Origin of the sequence: Sphingomonas sp. Leaf20 (assembly GCF_001421535.1) — a bacterium.
In the GTDB taxonomy this organism is placed as follows: Bacteria; Pseudomonadota; Alphaproteobacteria; order Sphingomonadales; family Sphingomonadaceae; genus Sphingomonas.
In genome coordinates this window covers 818,305-840,485 of the sequence record NZ_LMKN01000008.1, presented here as the reverse complement: position 1 = coordinate 840,485, position 22,181 = coordinate 818,305, and the positions used below count along the sequence as shown (strand labels likewise).

Below are 22,181 nucleotides of genomic sequence, written 5' to 3'. Positions count from 1 at the left end.
TCCAAATATGAATTTCGGGTTTGGCTTATCGCCCAACTGGCAGTGGGTTTAGAGTTGATTTACGCCGCGCTCAAGGCAATAGCATGAACAATGTTCGAACCGGGGGTATGGTACATCATGAGGCATGCGCGATGACCGGCACGATCCTCGGCGATCCCGAACGGCATGGCTTTGATCCTGCACGCCTTACCGCGATCGATACGCTCCTTCGCGACCGGTATGTCGCGTCGGGACGGCTTCCCAACGCGCAGTTGCTGATCGCGCGCGACGGCGAGATCGTGCATTTCTCGCATCAGGGGCTCGCACGCGAGGGCGGCGCGCCGATCGACGAAAGCTCGCTGTTCCGGATCGCGTCGATGACCAAGCCCATCACCTCGATCGCGTTCATGATGCTGGTCGAGCAGGGGCTGGTCGCGCTCGATACGCCCGTCCACCACGTCCTGCCTGAATTCAAGGGGATCGGCGTCTACAATGGCGGCGGCGCAGGCGTGCCGTTCGCGGTGAAGCCGACCGGTGAACCGATGCGGATGATCGATCTGCTGCGCCATACCTCGGGGCTGACCTACGGGTTCCAGAACCGCTCGAACGTCGATGCCGCGTACCGCGAGGGCAAGATCGAGAACTGGCACGGCAATCTCGATCTCGACGGTTTCATCGGCGCGCTGGGGGCGCTGCCACTCGAATTCTCGCCCGGCACGTCGTGGAACTATTCGGTTGCGACCGACGTGCTGGGGGCGGTGATCGAACGGATCGCGGGCGTGAAGCTCGACACGTTCTTCACCACGCGGATCTTCGTCCCGCTCAAGATGGACGACACGTTCTTCCAGGTCCCCGCCGACAAGGTCGATCGCCTGACCGACTGTTACACCGTCGCACCGGGCAAGGGACGGACGATGCTCGACCGCGGCGAGAAGAGCGCGTGGAGCCGTCCGCCGACATTGTTGTCGGGCGGCGGCGGGCTCGTCTCGACCGCGCTCGACTATCATCGCTTCTGCCGGATGTGTCTCAACGGCGGTACGCTCGACGGCGCGCGGATCATCGGCCGCAAGACCCTCGAACTCATGACGCAGAACCATCTGCCCGGCGGAGCGGATCTCGCGACGCTGTCGCAGTCGCTCTTCAGCGAGGCGGCCAATGCCGGCACCGGCTTTGGTCTCGGCTTTGCCATCACGATCGATCCCGCCAAGTCGATGATCGCGGGTTCGAAGGGCGAATATTACTGGGGCGGGATGTTCTCGACGGCGTTCTTCATCGATCCGGTCGAGCGGCTGTCGATGGTGTTCATGACGCAGGTTTCGCCCAGCAGTCTCTACCCGATCCGCCGCGAACTCAAGACGATGATCTATGCGGCGATGACCTGATTTGCCGACATCCAGATATTCCGTCACCCCAGCGAACGCTGGGGTCTCCCCGTTACGAGGAGATACCAGCTTTCGCTGGCATGACGTTCAAACCGCAGGAGAGTATATGACCAGCCCGATCCGCACCGAACGCCATGACGACGTGCTCGTCATCATCTCGAACAACCCGCCGGTCAACGCACTCGGCGCCGCGGTCCGTCAGGGGCTCGAGGCCGCGATCAAGGAAGGCGTCGCCGATGCGAGCATCACCGCGATGGTAATCCGCTGCGACGGCCGCACCTTCTTCGCGGGCGCCGACATCACCGAGTTCGGCAAGCCGATGGTCGAGCCCGGCCTGCCGACCGTCGTCGACATGATCGAGGCCTCGTCCAAGCCCGTCGTCGCCGCGATCCACGGCACCGCGCTCGGCGGCGGGTGCGAAGTCACGCTCGGCTGCCATTACCGCGTCGCCGTCCCCTCGGCGAAGATCGGCACCCCCGAGGTGAAGCTCGGCCTGCTCCCCGGCGCGGGCGGCACGCAGCGCATCCCGCGCATCGCCGGCGTGAAGCTCGCGCTCGAGATGACCGCAAAGGGCGATCCGATCTCGGCGAAGAAGGCGCTCGACGCCGGCCTCATTGACAAGATCGTCGGCGAGGACAGCCTCGAGGCCGACGCGATCGCCTTCGCGCGCGAGGTCGCGACCAAGCGCCCCCTGCCCCGCGCGTCCGAAAAGACCGCGCAGGCCGATCCCGACGCCGTCGCCGCGTTCAAGAAGGAAAATGCGCGCCGCTTCCGCAACTTCGACGCGCCCGCCGCCAACATCGCCTGCGTCGAGAAGGCCGCGGACGGCTCCAGCTTCGCCGAGGGTATCGCGTTCGAACGCGAGCAGTTCATGGCGCTCATGACGGGCGTCCAGTCCGCCGCGCAACGCCACATCTTCTTCGCCGAGCGCCAGGCCGCTAAGATCGACGACGTCCCCGCCGACACCAAGCTGCGCGAGATCAAGCGCGTCGGCGTGATCGGCGCGGGCACGATGGGCGGCGGCATTTCGATGAACTTCCTGTCGGCCGGCATCCCGGTCACGATCGTCGAGATGCAGCAGGACGCGCTCGACCGCGGCACCGGCGTCGTCCGCAAGAATTACGAGGCGACCGCCGCCAAGGGCCGGATGAAGCCCGAGCAGGTCGAGCAGGCGATGGGCGCGCTGAAGCCGACGCTCGATTTCGCGGATCTCGCCGAGTGCGACCTGATCATCGAGGCGGTGTACGAGACGATGGAGGTGAAGAAGGACATCTTCACGCGTCTCGACGCGATCGCCAAGCCCGGCGCGATCCTCGCGTCGAACACGTCGTACCTGAACATCGACGAGATCGCCGCGTGCACGAAGCGTCCCGGGGACGTCGTCGGCATGCACTTCTTCTCGCCCGCCAACGTGATGAAGCTGCTCGAGGTCGTGCGCGGCGACAAGACCGCGGACGACGTGCTCGCGACCGTCATGGCGCTCGCCAAGAAGATCAGGAAGGTCGCCGTCGTCGCGGGCGTCACTTATGGCTTCATCGGCAACCGCATGCTGATGCCGCGCCAGGTCGAGGCGACCAAGCTGTTGCTCGAGGGCGCGAGCCCCGAGCAGATCGACCGCGTGCATGTCGCGTTCGGCATGCCGATGGGCCCGTTCCAGATGAGCGACCTCGCGGGCGTCGACATCGGCTGGCACCGCGACCCGAGCCGGATCGAGAACATCCGCGACGCACTCGCCGCCGAAAACCGCTGGGGCCAGAAAACCAAGGCGGGCTTTTACGATTATGACGAAAAGCGCACGCCCTCGAACAGCCCCCGCGTGGCCGAGATCATCGACAATTTCCGCGCCAAGTCGGGCGTCACCCCGCGCGAGATCAGCGACGAGGAGATCGTCGCGCGCACGCTCTACACGATGGTCAACGAAGGCGCACTGATCCTCGAGGAGGGCAAGGCGCAGCGCGCGTCCGACGTCGATGTGGTGTGGATCTACGGCTATGGCTGGCCCGTTTATCGCGGCGGCCCGATGTTCTGGGCGCAGTCGGAAGGCTTGCCGAAGGTCGTCGCTGGGCTCGAGAAATACGGGTTCCCCGTCGCCAAGTCGCTCAAGGACGCCGCCGCCAGCGGTGGCAGGATCAAGTAATAGCGCCCCCTCCACCCGTCATCCCAGCGAAAGCTGGGATCTCCCGGTTCGAGCCTAGCGCTTCCCAACCGGGATACCCCAGCGTCCGCTGGGGTGACGGATCCGGGAAGCGGTTCACAGACCGAACGATGACAGAGGACAGGATGACCCGATGACCGACCTCGACACCTTCCGCACCGAAACCCGCGCCTGGCTCGCGGAGAACTGCCCGCCCGAGATGCGCAAGCCGGTGCGCTCGGAGGACGACGTCTGCTGGGGTGGTCGCCAGTTCAAGCCATCGAGCCCCGCGCAAAAACAGTGGCTGGACCTGATGGCGGCCAAGGGCTGGACCGTCCCCGACTGGCCCAAGGCCTATGGCGGCGGCGGCCTGTCGCCTGCCGAGACCAAGATCCTCCGCGAGGAAATGGCGGCCATCAAGGCGCGCAACCCGCTCAATTCGTTCGGTATCTCGATGCTCGGGCCGGCGCTGCTCAAATACGGCACCGAGGAGCAGAAGCTCGATCACCTGACCAAGATCGCGCGCGGCGAGATCCGCTGGTGCCAGGGCTATTCCGAACCCAATGCGGGCTCCGACCTCGCCGGGCTCGCCACCTCGGCCGAGGACAAGGGCGACCATTATCTCGTCAACGGCCAGAAGGTCTGGACCAGCTATGCCGACAAGGCGGACTGGATCTTCTGCCTCGTCCGCACCGACAAGACGTCGAAGCAGGGCGGGATCAGCTTTGTGCTGTTCGACATGGCCACCCCCGGCGTCTCGACCAAGCCGATCCTGCTGATCAGCGGCAATTCGCCGTTCTGCGAGACCTTCTTCGACAATGTCGAGGTCCCCAAGATCAACCGCGTGTACGAGGAGAACAAGGGCTGGGACGTCGCCAAATATCTGCTCGGGCATGAGCGCGAGATGATCTCGGGGATGGGGCTCGCCTCGTCGGGCGGCAACCCGCTGATCGACGGCGCGATCGCCACCGTCGGGCTCGGCCATGACGGCCGTCTTGCCGATCCGCTGCTTCGTGCGTCGATCGCGCTGTTCGAGGTGCGCGCCAAGGCGTTCGGGGCGATGTCCGAACGCTTCATCGACGAACTGAAGGCCGGCAAGGCGCACCCCGCGCAGCCGAGCATGATGAAATATTACGGCACCGAGCTGAACAAGTCGCGCTACGAACTGATGATGGCGGCGGGCGGCTCGGATGCGCTCGAATGGGACAGCGACCGCTCGCGCGGCGGTGCGATCCCGCGCTCGTGGCTGCGCACCAAGGCGAACTCGATCGAGGGCGGGACGAGCGAGATCCAGCTCAACATCATCGCCAAGCGGATTCTCGAACTGCCGGCGTAAATTCATTCCCTCTCCCCACCGGGGAGAGGGTGCCGCAGCGAAGCGAAGGCGGGTGAGGGGCAGTGAGGCTCGGACGATCCGCCCCACCACCCCTCACCCCGCCCCTCTCCCCGGCGGGGAGAGGGAGCAGAAGGAACAGAAATGCCACTCTATCTCGACGACGACCAGACCGTCCTTCAGGACACGATCCGCGACTTCGTGGCGGAACACGCCCCCGTCAGCCATATGCGCGCGCTGCGTGATGCCGAGGACTCCACCGGCTTCTCGCGCGACCTGTGGAAGCAGTTCGCCGAGATGGGCTTTACCGGCATCCTGATCGGCGAGGACCAGGGCGGGCTCGGGCTCGGCCATGTCGAGGCGGGCGTCGTGCTCGAACAGATCGGTCGCAACCTGTCGCCCTCCCCCTTCCTGACCACCGCCGTCGCCGCGGTCGAGGCGCTCAAGGGCACCGGTCAGGCCGAACGCTGGTTCCCCGGCATCATCGCCGGCGAGACCGTCGCCGCGCTTGCGATCGACGAGGCTGCCAAGCACCGCGACAGCATCGCGATGACCGCCGAACGCGCGGGCAACGGTTTCAAACTGACCGGCGCAAAGCGCTTCGTCGCGCATGGCCACACCGCCGACCTGATCATCGTCGCCGCGCGTACCGCAGGCGGCGCGGACGATGCCGACGGCATCACGCTGTTCGCCGTGCCGAAGGACGCCGCTGGGCTGAGTGCGAACGCCGAACGCCTCGCCGATGCGAGCCTTGCCGCGCGGCTCGACTTCGACGGCGTGGAGGTCGATGCCGATGCCGTGATCGGCGAGGTCGATGCCGGCCGCGCGCCGCTCGATCGGCTGCTCCGCGCGGGCCGCACCGGCGCGTCGGCCGAACTGCTCGGCGTCGGCGGCGGCGCGATGGACATGACGATCGGTTACATGAAGCAGCGCAAGCAGTTCGGCACGCTGATCGGCAGCTTCCAGGCGCTCCAGCACCGCGCCGCGCATCTCTACTCCGAGATGGAGGTCGCGCGCGCCGCCGTGCTCAAGGCCCAGCAATTGCTCGACCTGGGAAGCGACCGCGCGGACGAGGCTGTCTCGGTCGCCAAGGCGATGACCGCGCTCGCCACGACGCTCAGCGTGCAGGAAAGCGTCCAGATGCACGGCGGCATCGGCATGACCGACGAATATGACATCGGCTTTTACATGAAGCGCGCGCGCGTGCTGGCCGAGCTGTTCGGCGACGCCAACTTCCATGCCGACCGACTGGCCATCGCCGCGGGCTATTGACGCTACGGTGTACCCCCGCGAAGGCGGGGGCCCAGACTGGGCTCCCGCCTTCGCGGGAGAGCATGGAGGTCAGATACGCGTGGATATTGCCGATACGTCCCCCGAAGCCCTCGCCAAGGGCCTTGTCGACCTGCTCGAGATCGAGGAGGTCGATACCGACCTGTATGTCGGCAAGCGCCAGCCCGGCGGTGTCGGCCGCGTGTTCGGCGGTCAGGTGATCGCGCAGGCGCTGCAGGCCGCGCAGCGGTCGACCGAGGCGCCCAAGGCGGCGCATTCGCTCCACGCCTATTTCATGCGCCCGGGTAACGAGGATTATCCGATCGTCTACCGCGTCGTCCGCGACTTCGAGGGTCGCAGCTTTGCGACGCGCCGCGTGATCGCGATGCAGAAGGGGCAGCCGATCCTCAATATGGCGGCATCGTTCCAGACGCCCGAGGACGGCCTGCATCACCAGGACGTGATGCCCGACGTCGCGCCACCCGAGATACTCCGCTCGGACCGTGACCTGCGGCTGGAAAATCTCGACGGCATCCCCGAGAAATTCCGCGCGCACATGCTCCGCTGGCGCCCGATCGAGGTCCGCCCGGTCAACCCGCGCAGCTGGATCGATCCACCCGCGCAGGCGCCGAACCATGCCAACTGGTTTCGCATCGTCGCGCCGATCGGCGACGACCCGGCAATGCACCGCGCAGTCCTGTCCTATGCCTCGGACATGGCGCTGCTGGGGACCGCGTTGCTGCCGCACGGCGTCAACTGGATCACGCCGGGGCTACAGACCGCGAGCCTCGATCACTCGCTCTGGCTGCACGAGGATTTCCGCGCCGACGACTGGCTGCTCTACGCCTGCGATGCGCCCTGGTCGGGCCACGCGCGCGGGTTCAACCGCGGCAAGATCTTCTCGCGCGACGGCCGGCTGGTCGCAAGCGTCGCACAGGAAGGACTGATCCGGATGCGGCGCTGAGCCGACAGCGCCCCGCCCGCCCCCGGGACCGCGTCAGACCGCGGTCTTGCCATAGTCCTGACGCGTCACCGGATGGCTTGACGACAGCCCGCCGTCGACGGCGATCGCCTGGCCATTCACATAGCTGGCATCGTCCGACGCGAGGAACAGCGCGACCTTGGCGAGCTCGTCGGGCTGCGCGCCGCGGTGAAGCGGGTTCAACCGGCCGACCCGGTGCATCTTGTCGGACTCGCGGGCATAATCGAACACCGGTTTGGTCATCCCCGTCTCGGTCAGGCCCGGGCAGATCGCGTTGACCCGGACGTTGGCCCCCGACAATTGCTGTGCCGACACCGCGGCAAGGTTGATCACGCCGGCCTTAGAGGCGGAATAGGCGGGCGAACCGGCGCCCGACCGGATTCCCGCGACGCTCGCGGTCAGGATGATCGCCCCCTTGCCGCGCTCGCCGATCCGCGGTGCGGCATGCTTGACCGCGAGGAACGGCCCGATCAGGTTGACGCGAAGCACCTCCGTGAACAGCGCCACGTCGGTATCGAACAGGTTCGCCATCCCGCCCGAGATCCCCGCATTGGCGAACATCACGTCGAGCCCGCCAAAGCTGTCACACGCCAGCGTCACGGTGCGGACGACATCCTCCTCGGATCCCGCGTCCATCCGGATCGCACTTGCCGTCCCCCCCGCATCGGTGATCATCCGCGCCGTCTCGTCGGCGCCCTCGGTGAGATCCGCGACGACCACCCGGCCGCCCTCCGCAGCGAACAGCAATGCCGCGGCCCGACCGATGCCCGAACCCGCGCCGGTGACGATGATCGACCTGTCCTGAAAACGCATGATGCCCTCCGTTAAATCGTGACCCCGCCGTCGAGGACCATCGTCTGTCCCGTCATGAAGCTGCTCGCGGACGATGCGAGGAACACGACCGCGCCCGCTATCTCGTGCGGCTCGCCGATCCGTCGCAGCGGTACGCGCGTATTCGCGGCCTCGATCCGGTCGGGATGTTCCCACAAGGCGCGCGCGAAATCGGTCTTGATGAGACCGGGTGCGATGCAGTTGACGCGGACGCCCGACGGCCCGAATTCGACCGCGAGATTGCGTGCGAGCTGCATATCCGCGGCCTTGCTGATGCAATAGGCGCCGATCACCGGCGAGCCGCGAAGACCGCCGATCGACGAGATGATGATGATGCTCCCGGCGCCGCGCTCGGTCATCTCCGGCGCGACCATCTGGATCAGCCAGTGGTTCGAGACGATGTTGTTGTCGAGGATCTTGCGGAACTGGTCATCGGCGATACCCGCCTGCGGCCCGTAATAGGGGTTCGAGGCCGCGTTGCAGACGAGGATGTCGATCCTGCCGAACGCCGCCCGCGTCTGGTCGACCAGCGCCTGCAATCCCGCCTTGTCGGAGATGTTGGCCGCGATCGCGATAGCGGTGCCATCGCCGTGCCGGGCGTTGATCTCGCGCGCCACACTATCGCACGCGTCCTGCTTGCGGCTCGAAATGACGACCTTCGCGCCGTGCTCGGCGAGTTCGCGCGCCGACGCGAGGCCGATGCCTCGCGACGATCCGGTGATGATGGCGACCGTTCCGGTCAGGTCGAATTGCGACATCTGCTTGCTCCCTGTTCCGTCGACTGACGGCGTGAACGCCTACCGCTTCTCCAAACCCGTCATCAGCAAAGGCTGCGTTTCGCCAAAGGACGGGACGTCATGTCGCGCGTCTCACGCCCCCGCCTTGACCGCGAACCCCCAGGCCGCATCCGCGAGACCGTGAATTTTCGCCACCGTCTTCTCCGCCTGCGCGCTCGACGCCGTACCGTCGATGATCCGCCGCTTGATCCCCTGGACGATCCCCGTCAGGCGGAAGAGATTGTACGCGAAATACCAGTTGAGATCGGGAACGCCGTCGCGCCCCGTTGCCGCGCAATAGCGTTCGACGACCTGTTCGATCGTCGGGATCCCCGTTTCGTCCCCGGTCATCCCGAGCACGCCGGAGCGTCCCTCGGGCTCGGTCACCCAGCTCATCAGCAGGTAGGAAAAATCGGCCAGCGGGTCGCCGAGCGTCGACAGCTCCCAGTCGAGCACCGCGATCACCCTGGGCTCGGCGGGTGCGAAGATCATGTTGTCGATACGATAGTCGCCGTGCACGATCGACGTCCGCGTCTGCTCGGGCAGCGTACGCGGCAGCCATTCGATCAGTCGCTCGACCGAGTCCATCCGCTCGGTCTCCGCCGCGCGATACTGCTTGGTCCACCGGCCGACCTGTCGCTCGAAATAATTGCCCGGCTTGCCATAGGCGCCGAGCCCGGCCGCGACGTGATCGGTATTGTGAAGCGCGGCGAGCGTGTCGACCATCGCGTCATAATGCGCCCGACGATCGGCACGCGTCGCGCCGGGCATGGAACCGTCCCAGATGGTCCGTCCTTCGACCATCTCCATCACGTAGAACGCCGCGCCGATGACGCCGGGATCCTCGCAGAGCCCATATGGCCGCGGCACCGGAAAGCCCGTCGGATGGAGGCCGGCGATCACCGTATATTCACGGTCGACCGCGTGCGCGGAGGGCAGGATCGGCCCGAACGGTTTGCGTCGCAGGACATACGCCCGCTCGGGCGTGTCGAGCCGGTAGGTGGGGTTCGACTGACCGCCGGCGAACTTGGCGTATGTCAGCGGCCCGGCAAATCCGTCGACGTTCGTGTCCATCCAGGCCGTCAGCCGGTCGAGATCGAGCCGGTCCTTCTCGCCGACCGCGATCGTGCCGACCATCGTGCTGGCTGCGTCGCTGCTCATGCGAAGGTGATCACGCTGCGAGTCGTGTCGCCGCGCCGCAGTTCGTCGAACGCGTCGTTGATCCGCTCGAGCGGCATCCGGTCGGCGATGATCGTGTCGAGATCGAGCAACCCGCGCATGTAGAAGTCGACGAGCCGCGGAATGTCGACGGGAAACCGGTTCGACCCCATGAAACCGCCCTGCAGCCGCTTGCCCGACAACAGGTCCATCGCCGACAGCCCGACCTTCTCGCCGAGCGGCATCATCCCGAGAACCGTCGCGGTCCCGCCGCGGCGCAGCACCTTGACCGCGGTCGCCGCCGATTGCGCCCGCCCGACCGCCTCGATCGCGTGATGAACGCCGCCTTTGGTGATCGCGACGACCTCGTCGGCGGCGGTATCCGACAACGCGTCGATGCTGTGCGTCGCGCCGAGCTTCTCCGCCATCGCCCGCTTTTCGGGGACGGGATCGAGCGCGATGATCTTGCCGGCGCCGGCGATCTTCGCCGCGTTCACCGCCGCGAGCCCGATGCCACCGCACCCGACGACGCACACCGTCTCGCCCGGCGTCACGTCGGTGGTGTTGAACACCGCGCCTGCCCCGGTGGTGATCGCGCAGCCCAGCAACGCGGCGCGATCCATCGGCATGTCGCGGTCGATCGCGACGCACGCATGCTCGTGAACCAGCATCATCTCGGCATAGGCGGACAGGTTGAGCATCTGCGCGATCGGCCGGTCGCCGAGCATGAGCCGCGGCGCGGCGCCCTTGGGACGACGCACCGAAGCGTCGATGCAGAGCGCCATGCGCCCGGTGACGCAGAATTCGCAGTGGCCGCAGAACGCCGACAGACACGTCACGACATGGTCGCCGACCTTGACCATGCCAACCTCGTCACCGATCGCCTCGACCACGCCGCAGGCTTCGTGGCCGGGGATTGTCGGCATCGCATGCGGATAGGCGCCGTCGACGAAGTGCAGGTCCGAACGGCAGACGCCTACCGCCATCGTCCGGATCAGGACCTCGCGCGGGCCAGGCTTCGAGACGGTGACGTCCTCGATGCTGAGCGGGGTATTGGCTTCGAAAAGGACTGCGGCTTTCATGTCTGCCTTTCGCTTGTTTTGCCCCCCCCCAACCCGTCATCCCAGCGCAAGCTGGGATCTCCCCGTTTCGAATCGCGGCACCAGCCAAGCGGGATACCCCAGCTTACGCTGGGGTGACGGGTTTGGCGGAGAGCAGTCTTGAATCCATGCCTAACGGGAAATTACCGGCTCACCCCGATATCCCCGCTCGATACGCCACCCTTGCGGAAGTCGCCGTATTTCCCGAACTCGTTGCGCGCGATCGAGCGGTTGTGGACCTCGTCCGGACCATCGGCGAACCGGAGCGTCCGCATCGCCGCCCAGTCGTGCGCCAGCCGGAAATCGCCCGATACGCCGCCCCCGCCATGCGCCTGGATCGCGTCGTCGAGGATCCTGAGCGCCATGTTCGGCGCGGCGACCTTGATCATCGAAATCTCGATCTGCGCGGACTTGTTGCCCGCCTTGTCCATCATGTCCGCCGCCTTGAGGCACAGCAGCCGCGTCATCTCGATATCGATCCGCGCGGTCGCGATCCGCTCCTCCCACACCGAGAAGTCCGCGATCCGCTTGCCGAACGCGACGCGGGTCAGCAGACGCCGCGCCATCGCCTCGATCGCGGTCTCGGCCACGCCGATCGTCCGCATGCAGTGGTGGATGCGCCCCGGTCCAAGCCGGCCCTGCGCGATCTCGAACCCGCGTCCCTCGCCCAGCAGCACGTTCTCGACGGGCACGCGGACATTGTCGAGCACGACCTCGCCATGCCCGTGTGGCGCATGATCATAGCCATAGACCGACAGCATCCGCTTGATCGTCACGCCGGGCGTGTCCATCGGCACGAGGATCTGGCTCTGCTGCTGGTGACGCGAGCCCTCGAGGCTCGTCTTGCCCATCACGATCGCGATCTTGCACCGCGGATCGCCGACACCCGACGACCACCATTTGGTCCCGTTGATCACGTAATGATCACCGTCGCGCACCATCGACGTCTCGATATTGGTCGCGTCCGACGACGCCACCGCGGGTTCGGTCATCAGGAACGCGGACCGGATCTCGCCGCGCATCAGCGGCCCGAGCCACGCCTCCTTCTGTTCGCGCGTGCCATAGCGGTGGAACACCTCCATGTTGCCCGTATCGGGTGCGGAACAGTTGAAGCATTCGCTCGCCCAGCTGACCTTGCCCATCTCTTCCGCGCATAACGCATATTCGAGATTGGTCAGCTGCGTCCCTTCGAACGCGAAGGAATCATCGACATGCGTCTGGCCCGAATGCGGCGGCATGAAGAAATTCCAGAGCCCCGCGGCCTTGGCCTTCTCCTTCGTCTCCTCGATGACCGGAATCACCTTCCAGCGCTCGCCTTCATGCGCCTGCGCGTCATAATCGGACTGTCGCGGGCGGATGTTCTGGTCGATGAAATCCCGCACCCGGTCGCGAAAATACGTCTCTCGTTCGCTCAAGGTGAAATCCACGTGCGGCCTCCTTCGCAATCCCGTTTCATGACCCGGGTAAACCATACCGCATCTTCGGTAAAGCATCGAACGAGGCGTCAGACGCGCCTTTTACAAGCCACGGCGAAAGCACCTAAAAAGCACTGTATCTTCAAATTGAAACTGTTAGGGTGTTTCGATGAAGATTCCGGCAGCGGCAGGCGACGAGGGCGAACAGGGCACGAAGCGCTTCCGCGCGAAACGTGACGCCATACTTGCCGCAGCGGCAGAGGCGATCAACGAACAGAGCGCGAAGGGCATGACGTTTGCAGACGTCGCGCGTCGCGTCGGCCTCAACACGACGAGCGTTACCTATTATTTCAAGCGCAAGGAAGACCTTGCCGCCGCCGCGTTCGAGAACACGCTCGACTATCTCCTGCGCATGCTCGACGAGGCGATGGAGGAAGCGACGCCGCGCGAACGCGTCGCGCGCTATCTCTCGCTCAACATGGCCCGGCTCGGGCGCGTGCAGCGCGGCGAGGAAAAGTCGTTCGCCGTCCTGTCCGACCTGCGCGCAACCGAGGATCCGATCCGCAGCCGGTTGATGGCGGGCTGGCGCGAGGTGTTCCGTCGGACTCGGCTGCTATGGGGTCCTTCGACGGGCCGCGCACAGACCGACATCCAGAGTGCGCGTGCGCACGTCCTGCTCGAAAACACGTTCTGGCTGCCGATCTGGCTGACGCGGTACGAGCCCGACCAATATGCGCGTGTCGAGACGCGGCTGATGGACGTATTTGCGCACGGGATCGCGGGCCCCTCGGCGCGCTGGTCCCCCAAGCTGATCGACCTGAGCCACGACGATGCCGAACCGGGGCGCGAGGCCTTCCTGCTGGCGGCGACGCGGCTGATCAACGAGCTCGGCTATCGCGGCGCCTCGGTGCAGAAGATCGCGTCCGAACTGAACGTCACCAAGGGCAGCTTCTACCACCATCTCGATGCCAAGGACGATCTGGTCATCGCCTGCTACAAGCGCAGCTTCGACACGATCGCGGATGCGCAGGCGCGTGGCGAGGCGCAGGGCGGCACCTATTGGAACCGGCTGTCGAGCACCCTGGCGACGTTGCTCGACGTCCAGTTCGCCGAGAGCGGGCCGCTGCTGCGGACGACCGCGCTCAGCGGCCTCCCGCCGCGGGTGCGCGATGCGATGGTCGAACGATCGAACGGGATCGCGCGACGCTATGCGGGCATGATGATGGACGGGATCGGCGAAGGATCGATCCGTGCGGTCGACGCGCTGATCGCGGCGCAGGCGCTGATGGCCCTGCAGAATGCGGCGTTCGACATGCGCAAATGGGCAGCGACGATGCCGCGCGAAAAAGCAATCCAGCTCTATGCCTCGACCATCCTCTACGGCCTGTTCGACGACCGCATGGGTCAGGACTGACACGGCACGTCCGCAAGACGGGTGGTTTGACGCGGACCGGGCATCCGCCCGCCCCGCGCCAATTCCTCAATGCGCGCGCGCGGCGGTCACGATGTCCTCGTCCCGCTTGAGCAGCACGCCTGCACGCCAATAGTGGAACAGCGCCCAGGGCGTCATCATGACGACGATGACCAGCGCATAGCGAAGCGAGTCTTCGCCAAAACCGGGCTTCAGGATGTCGCTCAGCCAGCCGACGATCGTCGGGCCGAGGCCCAGCCCGATCAGGTTGATGACGAGCAGCGTGATCGCCGCCCACATCGCCCGGATCCGCAAGGGGGCGAGATGCTGGATCAGCGCGAAACTTGGTCCGAGATAGGAATTGGCGAAGATCAGGTAGATGAAATAGCTGCCGATCGCGATCGCGGGCACGTCGATCATGTAGAAGGCCAGCGCAAACGGCAGCGCGAGCGCCTTCATCACCAGCACCACCCAGGACTGGACATGCAAGCCGTGACGCTTGGCAAGCACGTCCGCGATCTTGCCGCCTGCCAGCGCGGAGATGGCGCCGAACAGCGCCCCCGGCAGCGCGATATAGCGCGACACGTCGAGCATCGAGATCCCGAGCGAGCGTTGCATGAAGCTCGGCCCCCAGCCCGTCAGCGCATACCCGATCATCGACGTGAGCGTCACGCCCATCACCAGATGGCGCGCCGGCGCGCTCGCCCACATCGACGCAAAGCCCTGCGCGATGCTCGGCATCGCCTGTTGCTCCGCCACGCGACTGACATCCGACAGGCCGCGGCGGGGCTCGACCATGAACAGCCGGACCACCACGGCAAGGACGATGCCGGGCAGTCCGACCGTCATCATCGCGATCCGCCAGCCATAGGCATGCGCGACGACACCACCGATCAGCGTACCGAACCCCGCCCCCAGGACGACGCCGAGCGAATAGACCGCCATCGCGCTGGCACGCTTTTCGGGTGGATAGAGATCCGCGATGATCGAGTGACTTGGCGGGCTCGACCCCGCCTCGCCGATCCCGACACCGATACGGAACAACATCAACTGTGTGAAATTCTGCGCTAACCCGCACAATGCGGTCATCGCGCTCCAGATCGTCAGGCTGACCGCGATGATGTTGCGACGACTGGTCCGGTCGGCAAGCCGCGCGACGGGAATGCCGAGCGTCGCATAGAAGATCGCAAAGACGAGCCCGGATAAAAGCCCCAGCTGCGTATCCGTGAGGATGAGATCCGCCTTGATCCGCTCGAGCAGGATCGCAAGGATCTGCCGGTCCATGTAACTGAAGAAATAGGTCAGCGTGAGTAGGGTGAGCGTCAATCCGCGACGCTTCATGGCCAATGCGTCTGCGATCTCGGGGTGCGTCTTGAACGCTGTCGCCATGATCATCCTCTCAACTCGTTACTGGCCTCGCGACCTGCTTGGACCATACCCGATGCAGGAAAGCGAGGCCAGTTGTCGAGAAAATCAAAATCGTTGCGACAAACCGACTTTTGCGGTGAAGCCCAGCGGCGATGCCGTGAACGGATCGTAATTCTGATCCAGCCGGGCAAAGGGCGGGGCACGATCGAAGATGTTGAGCGCGGACAGCGAGATCGTCGATCCCGTCGGCAGCGCGATCCTGAGCGTTGCGTCCATCGTCTTGAACGCACCGATCTCCTTGCCACCCGTAACCGAAGCGCCAGCCAGCGCGCCGAAGTTCGGCCCGAAGATCGCCGCCCCGCGCTGGTCGGTATAGCCGTCGATATAGTTGAACTGAAGCCGAAGGCTGGCGATGTCATAGTCGCCCTGGACGTACCAATTGCCCTTGATCTCGGGCACTGGATAGGCGGTCGTCTGGTAGTTGAGCAGTCCGACACCGTTGAACGCCGGCTGCACGACGACCCCCTCGACCGTCACGTCCTTGGTCTTGTATTCGATGACATAGGTGCCTGTCGCGCCGACGGTGACGGTCGCGAGCCCGATGTCGCCGCGATAGGTCGCCTGGACGTCGAGACCCGAGGTCGTCACATCCGCGCTGTTGACGTACACCGTCCGCAACCGCTGCACGTTCGCAACACCACAGCCCGCACCGGTAAAGGTGAACCGCTGCTGGAGCGCCGCAAACGCCGCATTGCCGCAGTTCGCGATGCCGCTCGCGCCGAACAGCGCATTGACGATGCCTTGCGTCGGCTCCTGCTCGATCGGCCCCTTCAGGTCATAGCGGAAATAGTCGACGCTCGCGTTGAAGCCGCCGATGTCGACGATCACGCCACCGCTGTACGTCGTCGCCTTCTCGGGCGACAGATTGGGGTTGCCGTTGATATCGACCGCGCGGAACGACGTACCGATGATCTGCAGCGCGGTCAGGTTGCCCTCGAGCTGCTGCGCAGGCGGGCCGCGGAACGTCGTGCCCGCACCGCCGCGCAGCGCGAGCCACGGCGCAACCTGGACACGCAGGCGCCCCTGCGGGTTGAACGTCGATCCGACCGCGCCACCATAATCCTCATAGCGCGCCGAAAGCTGCGCGTTGACCGCCTGGAAGATCGGCAGCTGGAGTTCGGCGAACAGCGCCTTCACGTCGCCGACCGACGACGCATTCCGGTTCGTCCCGAGAAAGCCCAGCGCGCCCGTCTGCGGCGTGCAGGTCGCATTGGGGTTGAGCGGCGAGCCGGGGCAAGGGTTGGTCGCGAGGTTGCTGTCCGCGTTGTAGTTCACCGAATAATGATTGCGGCGATACTGGCCACCGATTGCGAAGCCGACATCGCCACCGGGAAGCCGCAGCCCGGTCCGCCCGCCAAGGACGAGGTCACCGACGAACAGCTTGGTGTCGTAGACAGTGCGCGTCGTGCGGAAGAAATTGTCGACCGTCGCAACGTCGTTGACCAGCCCGGCGCCCGGGGTCGTGCTCAGGCCGTTGGTGCCGCGCGATCCGGCATAGGCGGGATTGGCCTGCCCGGTGACGGGGTTGACCGCGACCGCGGTCGAGAAGGGATTGAAGAAGGTACAGCCGTTGGTGCCCGCAAGCGCTGCGATCTGGGCAGCGCTGAGCCCCGCGCGCGAGGCGGTGGTCGCGAACGCGCAATTCGCGCCGCCAAAACCCGCGATCGCGTTCTGGAGCAGGTCGCCGAACGTGTCGGTCCCCTCATTCTCGCGATAATATTCCGAATAGGTACCGCTGGCGGTCAGGTTGATGCGGTCCGTGACTTCCCAGGACAGGTCGGCGGTGAAGCGCATCGAGTCCGACTGACGCTTCGAAAACGCCGATCCGCGATCATTGTCGCCCCCCTGGAAGACGGGATTGCCACCGAGCAATGCGGGCCGGAACAGGACGGGGAACGCCAGCGCAGGCGCGAGTGGCGTCCCGTTCGCCGTGAGACACCCCGCCGCAGTACCATAGGTCTGGCAATAATCACGCAGCGCGGGCGCGTAGGTCGGCACCTGGAAGAACCCCGAACCCCCGCCGGCGGCGTTGGCCGAAGGCGGCAAGGTCGGCAGATAGGTCGGCGACGTGGTGATCCGCGTCGAGGTCGACCCGTACAGCGCGCTGGCGGTGAACTGCAGCGAGCTCGTCAGGTCGATCGCGAATTCGGCATAGGCCTGATAGCGATCCTCGGGCTCGACGAGATTGCCGAACTGCCCGTAATTGTTGAAGCACCGATCCGTCGGCACCGCGATCGTGCCGACCGCGGTCGGCGTCGGCGTGCTCGACCCGGGCGTGCTGCGGAACCCGCCAAGCGATTCGCACCCGAGATCGCGGATGAAGTTGACACCGTTCGACGCGCCGGTCGCGCCATAGCCAGTGAACAACCGCCCGGTTGCGGGGTCGACGAACGGCACCGTCGCGTTGAAGTCGAAATTGCCCGGGTTGCCGCCCCCCGTCCAGCCGCCCTGCGGATTGTTGGCATAGGGCTGGATCGTGAAGTCGCGGTCGGTGGTCCGCAATTCCGACCGGTGCTGATACCCGAACGAGGCGAGCATGCGAAAGCCGTTGCCGCTATGGCCATAGCTGATCGCGGTGCCGTAATCACCCTTGGACCCGTCGATATAGCGATAGTCGCCGGAGACGAGGAAGCCCTTCTGGTCGGTGCGCGTGATGAAGTTGACGACGCCGGCGATCGCATCCGAGCCATAGGTTGCGGCGGCCCCGTCCTTCAGCACCTCGACGCGCCCGATCGCACCCGACGGGATCAGGTTGATGTCGACGATCGGGATACCGCCCCCGACCGGCACCAGCCGCTTGCCGTTGAGCAGCACGAGCGTGCGCTGCGGGCCGAGCCCGCGCAGATTGACCGACGCGACGCCCTCATTGCCCTGGCTGCGGCTGTCGAACTGGTTCGCGTCGCCCGTGACGCCGTTCGATGTCGGCAGGTTCTTGAGCAGCTCGACCGCGGTGGGCGCGCCCTGTTTCGCGAGCTCGTCCCCCGAAATCACGTCGACCGGCGCGGCGGCATCCTCCGACGATCCACGGATCAGCGATCCCGTGACGATGATGTCGGGGCTGCCGTTCTGCACGGCATTCGACGACGCCGCATTCGACGAACTGCCGAGCGTCGCGTCGGCGCCCGTTTGCGCCCCGGACTGCCCCGCCGAGCCGACAGGTCGCGGATCTCCCCCGACCTGCGCCGCAGCCGGCGAAACGAGTGCACATGCGAGTACGGAAAATGCGCACGCGACGAAATAGCGCTGCTTGGCCACATCTCTCTCCCTGTCCGGCCGGAGCACTGATGGCCCGTACCGCAACTTCGAATAGATGCCTCGCAGCGACGATCGTCAAGCGGTAAAAGCGTAGCAAATTGCTACGTAATATTACGGATCCAGGACTGCTCGACAGCCCGTGAAACGTCCGGGTCGGCCAAAACCGCTCTTCGAATTCCTCTGGGTATCGATAGCCGGGAGCCCGCGCATGGGCCAATCCAGGAATGACACGCATTCCGCCTGGATGTGCGACTGATGTGTGCAGGACGTTGGGAAACAGAAGGACGGCGGAAGGTCCGGCCATGCCGGCCTTCCGCCTTATCCCCTCTCCAACCTCGTTACCGGGCGCGACCTGTTGGCCTGCATGCCCCTGGAATGGCCGGACATCGATCATGTCGACGGCACATTGCCTCCGTCACTTCGCTTCGTCTACGAAACTGAAGTTCGGGTATGCGGGCTTCATGGCAGCTTTGCAGACGTGTTGCAAAGGAAGTTTCGGCAATCTGGATCATCCCCGACCAAAGTCGGGGCCGCCGCCTCGATATTGCCCGTGCTGCCCGCTGCTAGGCCTGCGCGCTGGGCCGCGCGGAGGCCCGGCGGTGCCAGTCCGTGAGATTGTCCAGCTCGCCCGGCACGGGAATGCCCACGAAGGTCGCGAAGTCGATCGTGGTCAGCAGCACGATATCCGCGATCGTGTACCGCACGCCGTCGAGCCACGACCCGCCGCTCAGCGCGTGGTCGAACTCTGCCATCGCCGCCAGCACGCGCGGGCGCTGCGTCTCGCCGAACTCGGTATATTGCGGCTTCACGATCCGCGCGGTCCACGGATGCGTATGCTGCCAGACGAGCCCGAGCGGCGTCATCAGCCGCATCTCGACGCGGCGCGTCCACATGTCGACCTCGGCGATGTTGAGCGCCCCCTGCCCGAACAGCGGCGGGTCGGGATGCAGCGCCTCGAAATAGCGGCAGATCGCGACACTTTCGGTCAGCACGCGGCCATCGTCGAACGCGAGCGCCGGCGTCTGCCCATGCGGGTTTACCGCGAGATACGCCGCCGCCTTGTGCTCGGCCTTCGGAATCGAGACCTGCGCCATCGGCACCCGGACGTGCTTCTCGGCAAGGAATATCCGGACCCGGCGCGGATTGGGGGCCGGTGACGCGCTATCGTAGAACAGCATGGGCAAGAGCCTTCACGATTCGGGTTTTCGAACATGGCGTATGGCATTCGCGCGATAATTCGCATAGCCAGGGATCGATGACGACCGCCGCCGACATGCTCGCCACGGGCTTTGCCACGCTCCCCGATCTGATCCGCGCGCATGGCCGCGAACGCGGAAACTCGCTTGCACTCGCGGATTCCCGCCATGCGATCGACTATGCGACGCTCGATCGCCTGATGGACCGGGTCGCCAGCGCGTTGCGTCGTGACGGCGTTGCCAAGGGGATGGCGGTTGCGATCGTCGCCGCGCCGTCGGTCGAGTATATGGCAGTTTTCCTCGGTGCGGTACGCGCGGGCTGCGTCGCGACGCCGATCGCGCCCTCCGCCACGCCCGAAGCGATCGGCGCGATGATCGCCGACAGCGGCGCGCCGATCGTCTTCGTCGATGCCGAGCAGGCGGACATGCTTCGACCGATGCATGTCCCCGCGCGGGCGATCCTGCTTCCGCCCCCCGGCCCGACCGATGCCGATCCGCAGGCACCGGCCGGGCCGCAGCGGTTCGAGGCGTGGCTGGCCGCGGAGGATGCGGTCGCGCCGGACGTGTCGATCGTCCCGGAGGACGCGTTCAACATCATCTACTCGTCGGGCACCACCGGGACGCCGAAGGGAATCGTCCAGAGCCACGCGATGCGCTGGGCGCATATCGCGCGCAACGCCGCGGCCGGGTTCGACACCGCGGTCACGATGATCGCGACGCCGCTCTATTCGAACACGACGCTGGTCAGCGTGCTGCCAACACTTGGCTGGGGTGGCACGGTCGTGCTGATGGGCAAGTTCGATGCGCGCACCTATCTCGTGCTTGCCGAGCGTCACCGTGCGACGCACACGATGCTCGTTCCCGTCCAGTATCAGCGGATCATGGCGCTGCCCGATTTCGCCGATTTCGACCTGTCAGCATTCCGCTTCAAGACCAGCACCAGCGCGCCCTTCCCCGCCGCTCTCAAGGCCGATGTCGTCGCACGGTGGCCCGGCCTGCTCGTCGAATTCTACGGCATGACCGAAGGCGGCGCGAGCTGCGCGTTGAACGCAAGCGCGAACCCGACGAAGCTGCATACCGTCGGCCAGCCGATGCCGGGCCACGAGATCAGGCTGATCGACGACAACGGCAACGAGGTCGCGCCGGGCGAGACCGGAGAGGTCGTCGGCCGGAGCCCCGCGATGATGAATGGCTATCATGGTCGCCACGAGGCGACACGCGAGGCGGAATGGTATGATGCGACGGGCAACCGCTACATCCGCCACGGCGATGTCGGGCGGTTCGACGCGGACGGCTTCCTGACGCTGCTCGACCGCAAGAAGGACCTGGTCATTTCCGGCGGCTTCAACGTCTATCCGTCCGATCTCGAGGCGGTATTGGCCCGCCATCCCGACGTCGCCGACTGCGCGGTGGTGGGCATGCCGTCCGAGGCCTGGGGCGAGACGCCGGTGGCAATCATCGTTCCGCGGACGCGCGACGCCGACGCCGCCGCGATCCTCGCCTGGACCAATGCGCAGCTCGGCAAGACGCAGCGGCTGGCGGGCATCCACGCCGTCGCCGAGCTGCCGCGCAGCGCGATCGGCAAGGTGCTCAAGCGCGAGCTTCGTGACCGGTTGCTCGGCGCATGACGAGTCTGGGGCAGGCCATCGCGGCGCTCGAACCCGTCGACGACGGCTGGCGCGGGAGCATCCCCGACAACTGGCTGCAGGGGCGGACCGCCTATGGGGGCTTTTCGGCCGCGATGGCGCTGCACGTGGCGCAACGATCCGACTCCGACCTGCCACCGCTGCGTTCGGCACAGATCGCGTTCATCGGCCCCTTGTCGGGCGCGATCACGCTGCGCGCCAGCCGGTTGCGCCGCGGGCGGAATGCTGCATTCATCCAGGTCGACGTGGAGAGTGCCGCAGGTCTCGGGCTGCGCGCGACGTTCGTGTTCATGCGCGCGATCGAATCGGTGATCGATCACCGGACGGGCGCGACCCCCGAGTTTCCCGCGCCCGATTCCGAAACGGCGACCTATCGCGGGCACCGCGGCGTCGCCTTCTCGCAGAATTTCGACCTGGTGGACCGGCGCGACGATGGGGTCGGCGCGGCCGAATGGCTGCGCTGGGCAAGGCTTGCCGATCGTGACGGGCTCGACCCGATGGTGGAGCTGATCGCGGTGGCGGATTGCCTGCCGCCCTCCGCGCTCAAGCTGCTCGGCGGCCCCGCCCCGCTCAGCTCGATGACCTGGCTGCTCAACATCCTCGGACCGCAGCCAACGACGCGTAACGGCTGGTGGCTGCTGCGTGCGACGACCGACTATGTCCATGCCGGGAGTTCGAGCCAGACCATGGCAATCTGGAACGCCGACGGGCTGCCGATCGCCGAACAGATGCAAAGCGTCGCGATCTTCGCCTGAATCGCACACCGAGCCATGACCCCGGCGCGCACTGAACCTGCACTGGGACAAGTTGCGACACTTTGCCGACGGGGTGACATAGCCATGCGACAGCCTGCGCCCAGACGTCGGACATTCGATGGGGATCGCCC

The 22,181-nt window shown here is 65.9% G+C and carries 16 protein-coding genes; 8 read left to right on the top strand and 8 right to left on the bottom strand.

Going from position 1 to position 22,181, the window contains the following annotated elements:
• The first annotated feature begins 131 nt into the window (after nt 1-131).
• The 5 genes from ASE72_RS12125 (at nt 132) to ASE72_RS12105 (ending at nt 7,061) form a co-directional block, all read left to right on the top strand.
• Nucleotides 132-1,361, top strand: coding sequence for a serine hydrolase domain-containing protein (locus tag ASE72_RS12125; protein ID WP_056021344.1), 1,230 nt, complete (start codon nt 132-134; stop codon nt 1,359-1,361).
• A 106-nt stretch (nt 1,362-1,467) separates the two neighbouring features.
• Complete coding sequence (locus tag ASE72_RS12120; RefSeq protein ID WP_056021342.1) at nt 1,468-3,498, top strand: 3-hydroxyacyl-CoA dehydrogenase NAD-binding domain-containing protein; 2,031 nt, start codon at nt 1,468-1,470, stop codon at nt 3,496-3,498.
• A 151-nt stretch (nt 3,499-3,649) separates the two neighbouring features.
• Nucleotides 3,650-4,831, top strand: a complete 1,182-nt coding sequence (locus ASE72_RS12115) for an acyl-CoA dehydrogenase family protein (protein ID WP_056021340.1) — start codon at nt 3,650-3,652, stop codon at nt 4,829-4,831.
• A gap of 141 nt (nt 4,832-4,972) precedes the next feature.
• Nucleotides 4,973-6,100, top strand: a complete 1,128-nt coding sequence (locus ASE72_RS12110; protein WP_056021336.1) for an acyl-CoA dehydrogenase family protein — start codon at nt 4,973-4,975, stop codon at nt 6,098-6,100.
• Between the two features lie 79 nt (nt 6,101-6,179).
• Entirely contained in the window at nt 6,180-7,061 is an 882-nt protein-coding gene (locus ASE72_RS12105) for an acyl-CoA thioesterase (protein ID WP_443024762.1), read from the top strand.
• A gap of 33 nt (nt 7,062-7,094) precedes the next feature.
• Here ASE72_RS12105 and ASE72_RS12100 read toward each other — a convergent pair whose 3' ends face one another.
• The 5 genes from ASE72_RS12100 to ASE72_RS12080 all read right to left on the bottom strand — a co-directional run bounded on the left by ASE72_RS12100 (nt 7,095) and on the right by ASE72_RS12080 (nt 12,371).
• Nucleotides 7,095-7,892, bottom strand: coding sequence for an SDR family NAD(P)-dependent oxidoreductase (locus tag ASE72_RS12100; RefSeq protein ID WP_056021333.1), 798 nt, complete (start codon nt 7,890-7,892; stop codon nt 7,095-7,097).
• A gap of 11 nt (nt 7,893-7,903) precedes the next feature.
• Entirely contained in the window at nt 7,904-8,668 is a 765-nt protein-coding gene (locus tag ASE72_RS12095; RefSeq protein ID WP_056021330.1) for an SDR family oxidoreductase, read from the bottom strand.
• Between the two features lie 111 nt (nt 8,669-8,779).
• Entirely contained in the window at nt 8,780-9,847 is a 1,068-nt protein-coding gene (locus ASE72_RS12090) for a phosphotransferase family protein (RefSeq protein ID WP_056021327.1), read from the bottom strand.
• Complete coding sequence (locus ASE72_RS12085; protein ID WP_056021324.1) at nt 9,844-10,926, bottom strand: Zn-dependent alcohol dehydrogenase; 1,083 nt, start codon at nt 10,924-10,926, stop codon at nt 9,844-9,846. The genes ASE72_RS12090 and ASE72_RS12085 overlap by 4 nt, the downstream gene beginning before the upstream one ends.
• A gap of 161 nt (nt 10,927-11,087) precedes the next feature.
• The gene (locus tag ASE72_RS12080; protein ID WP_056021321.1) at nt 11,088-12,371 is read right to left on the bottom strand and encodes an acyl-CoA dehydrogenase family protein; all 1,284 of its coding nucleotides are present in this window, start codon (nt 12,369-12,371) and stop codon (nt 11,088-11,090) included.
• Between the two features lie 157 nt (nt 12,372-12,528).
• On the opposite strand from ASE72_RS12080, the gene ASE72_RS12075 reads away from it, so the two are divergent.
• Nucleotides 12,529-13,773, top strand: coding sequence for a TetR/AcrR family transcriptional regulator (locus tag ASE72_RS12075; RefSeq protein WP_056021319.1), 1,245 nt, complete (start codon nt 12,529-12,531; stop codon nt 13,771-13,773).
• 66 nt (nt 13,774-13,839) lie between these two features.
• Here ASE72_RS12075 and ASE72_RS12070 read toward each other — a convergent pair whose 3' ends face one another.
• The 3 genes from ASE72_RS12070 to ASE72_RS12060 form a co-directional block, all read right to left on the bottom strand.
• Nucleotides 13,840-15,159 carry a spinster family MFS transporter gene (locus ASE72_RS12070; protein WP_056022277.1) on the bottom strand — a complete coding sequence of 440 codons (1,320 nt, stop codon included), beginning with the start codon at nt 15,157-15,159 and terminating at the stop codon, nt 13,840-13,842.
• A gap of 84 nt (nt 15,160-15,243) precedes the next feature.
• The gene (locus tag ASE72_RS12065) at nt 15,244-18,453 is read right to left on the bottom strand and encodes a TonB-dependent receptor domain-containing protein (protein WP_056021316.1); all 3,210 of its coding nucleotides are present in this window, start codon (nt 18,451-18,453) and stop codon (nt 15,244-15,246) included.
• A gap of 563 nt (nt 18,454-19,016) precedes the next feature.
• On the bottom strand, nt 19,017-19,631 hold the full coding sequence (locus ASE72_RS12060; protein ID WP_056021312.1) for a glutathione S-transferase family protein: 615 nt from the start codon (nt 19,629-19,631) through the stop codon (nt 19,017-19,019).
• A 77-nt stretch (nt 19,632-19,708) separates the two neighbouring features.
• On the opposite strand from ASE72_RS12060, the gene ASE72_RS12055 reads away from it, so the two are divergent.
• Nucleotides 19,709-21,277 carry a class I adenylate-forming enzyme family protein gene (locus tag ASE72_RS12055; protein WP_056021309.1) on the top strand — a complete coding sequence of 523 codons (1,569 nt, stop codon included), beginning with the start codon at nt 19,709-19,711 and terminating at the stop codon, nt 21,275-21,277.
• A complete protein-coding gene (locus ASE72_RS12050; protein WP_056021306.1) occupies nt 21,274-22,050 on the top strand; it encodes a thioesterase family protein in 777 nt (258 codons plus the stop codon). Before ASE72_RS12055 ends, ASE72_RS12050 begins: the two co-directional genes overlap by 4 nt.
• Nucleotides 22,051-22,181: the final 131 nt, after the last annotated feature.

Bases quoted from the DNA above. Each gene is read 5' to 3' on its own strand.
- ASE72_RS12050 (WP_056021306.1), top strand. From the start codon at position 21,274: ATGACGAGTCTGGGGCAGGCCATCGCGGCGCTCGAACCCGTCGACGAC.
- ASE72_RS12055 (WP_056021309.1), top strand. From the start codon at position 19,709: ATGACGACCGCCGCCGACATGCTCGCCACGGGCTTTGCCACGCTCCCC.
- ASE72_RS12110 (WP_056021336.1), top strand. From the start codon at position 4,973: ATGCCACTCTATCTCGACGACGACCAGACCGTCCTTCAGGACACGATC.
- ASE72_RS12060 (WP_056021312.1), bottom strand. From the start codon at position 19,631: ATGCTGTTCTACGATAGCGCGTCACCGGCCCCCAATCCGCGCCGGGTC.
- ASE72_RS12125 (WP_056021344.1), top strand. From the start codon at position 132: ATGACCGGCACGATCCTCGGCGATCCCGAACGGCATGGCTTTGATCCT.
- ASE72_RS12115 (WP_056021340.1), top strand. From the start codon at position 3,650: ATGACCGACCTCGACACCTTCCGCACCGAAACCCGCGCCTGGCTCGCG.
- ASE72_RS12120 (WP_056021342.1), top strand. From the start codon at position 1,468: ATGACCAGCCCGATCCGCACCGAACGCCATGACGACGTGCTCGTCATC.
- ASE72_RS12100 (WP_056021333.1), bottom strand. From the start codon at position 7,892: ATGCGTTTTCAGGACAGGTCGATCATCGTCACCGGCGCGGGTTCGGGC.
- ASE72_RS12085 (WP_056021324.1), bottom strand. From the start codon at position 10,926: ATGAAAGCCGCAGTCCTTTTCGAAGCCAATACCCCGCTCAGCATCGAG.
- ASE72_RS12070 (WP_056022277.1), bottom strand. From the start codon at position 15,159: ATGGCGACAGCGTTCAAGACGCACCCCGAGATCGCAGACGCATTGGCC.
- ASE72_RS12095 (WP_056021330.1), bottom strand. From the start codon at position 8,668: ATGTCGCAATTCGACCTGACCGGAACGGTCGCCATCATCACCGGATCG.
- ASE72_RS12075 (WP_056021319.1), top strand. From the start codon at position 12,529: ATGAAGATTCCGGCAGCGGCAGGCGACGAGGGCGAACAGGGCACGAAG.
- ASE72_RS12090 (WP_056021327.1), bottom strand. From the start codon at position 9,847: ATGAGCAGCGACGCAGCCAGCACGATGGTCGGCACGATCGCGGTCGGC.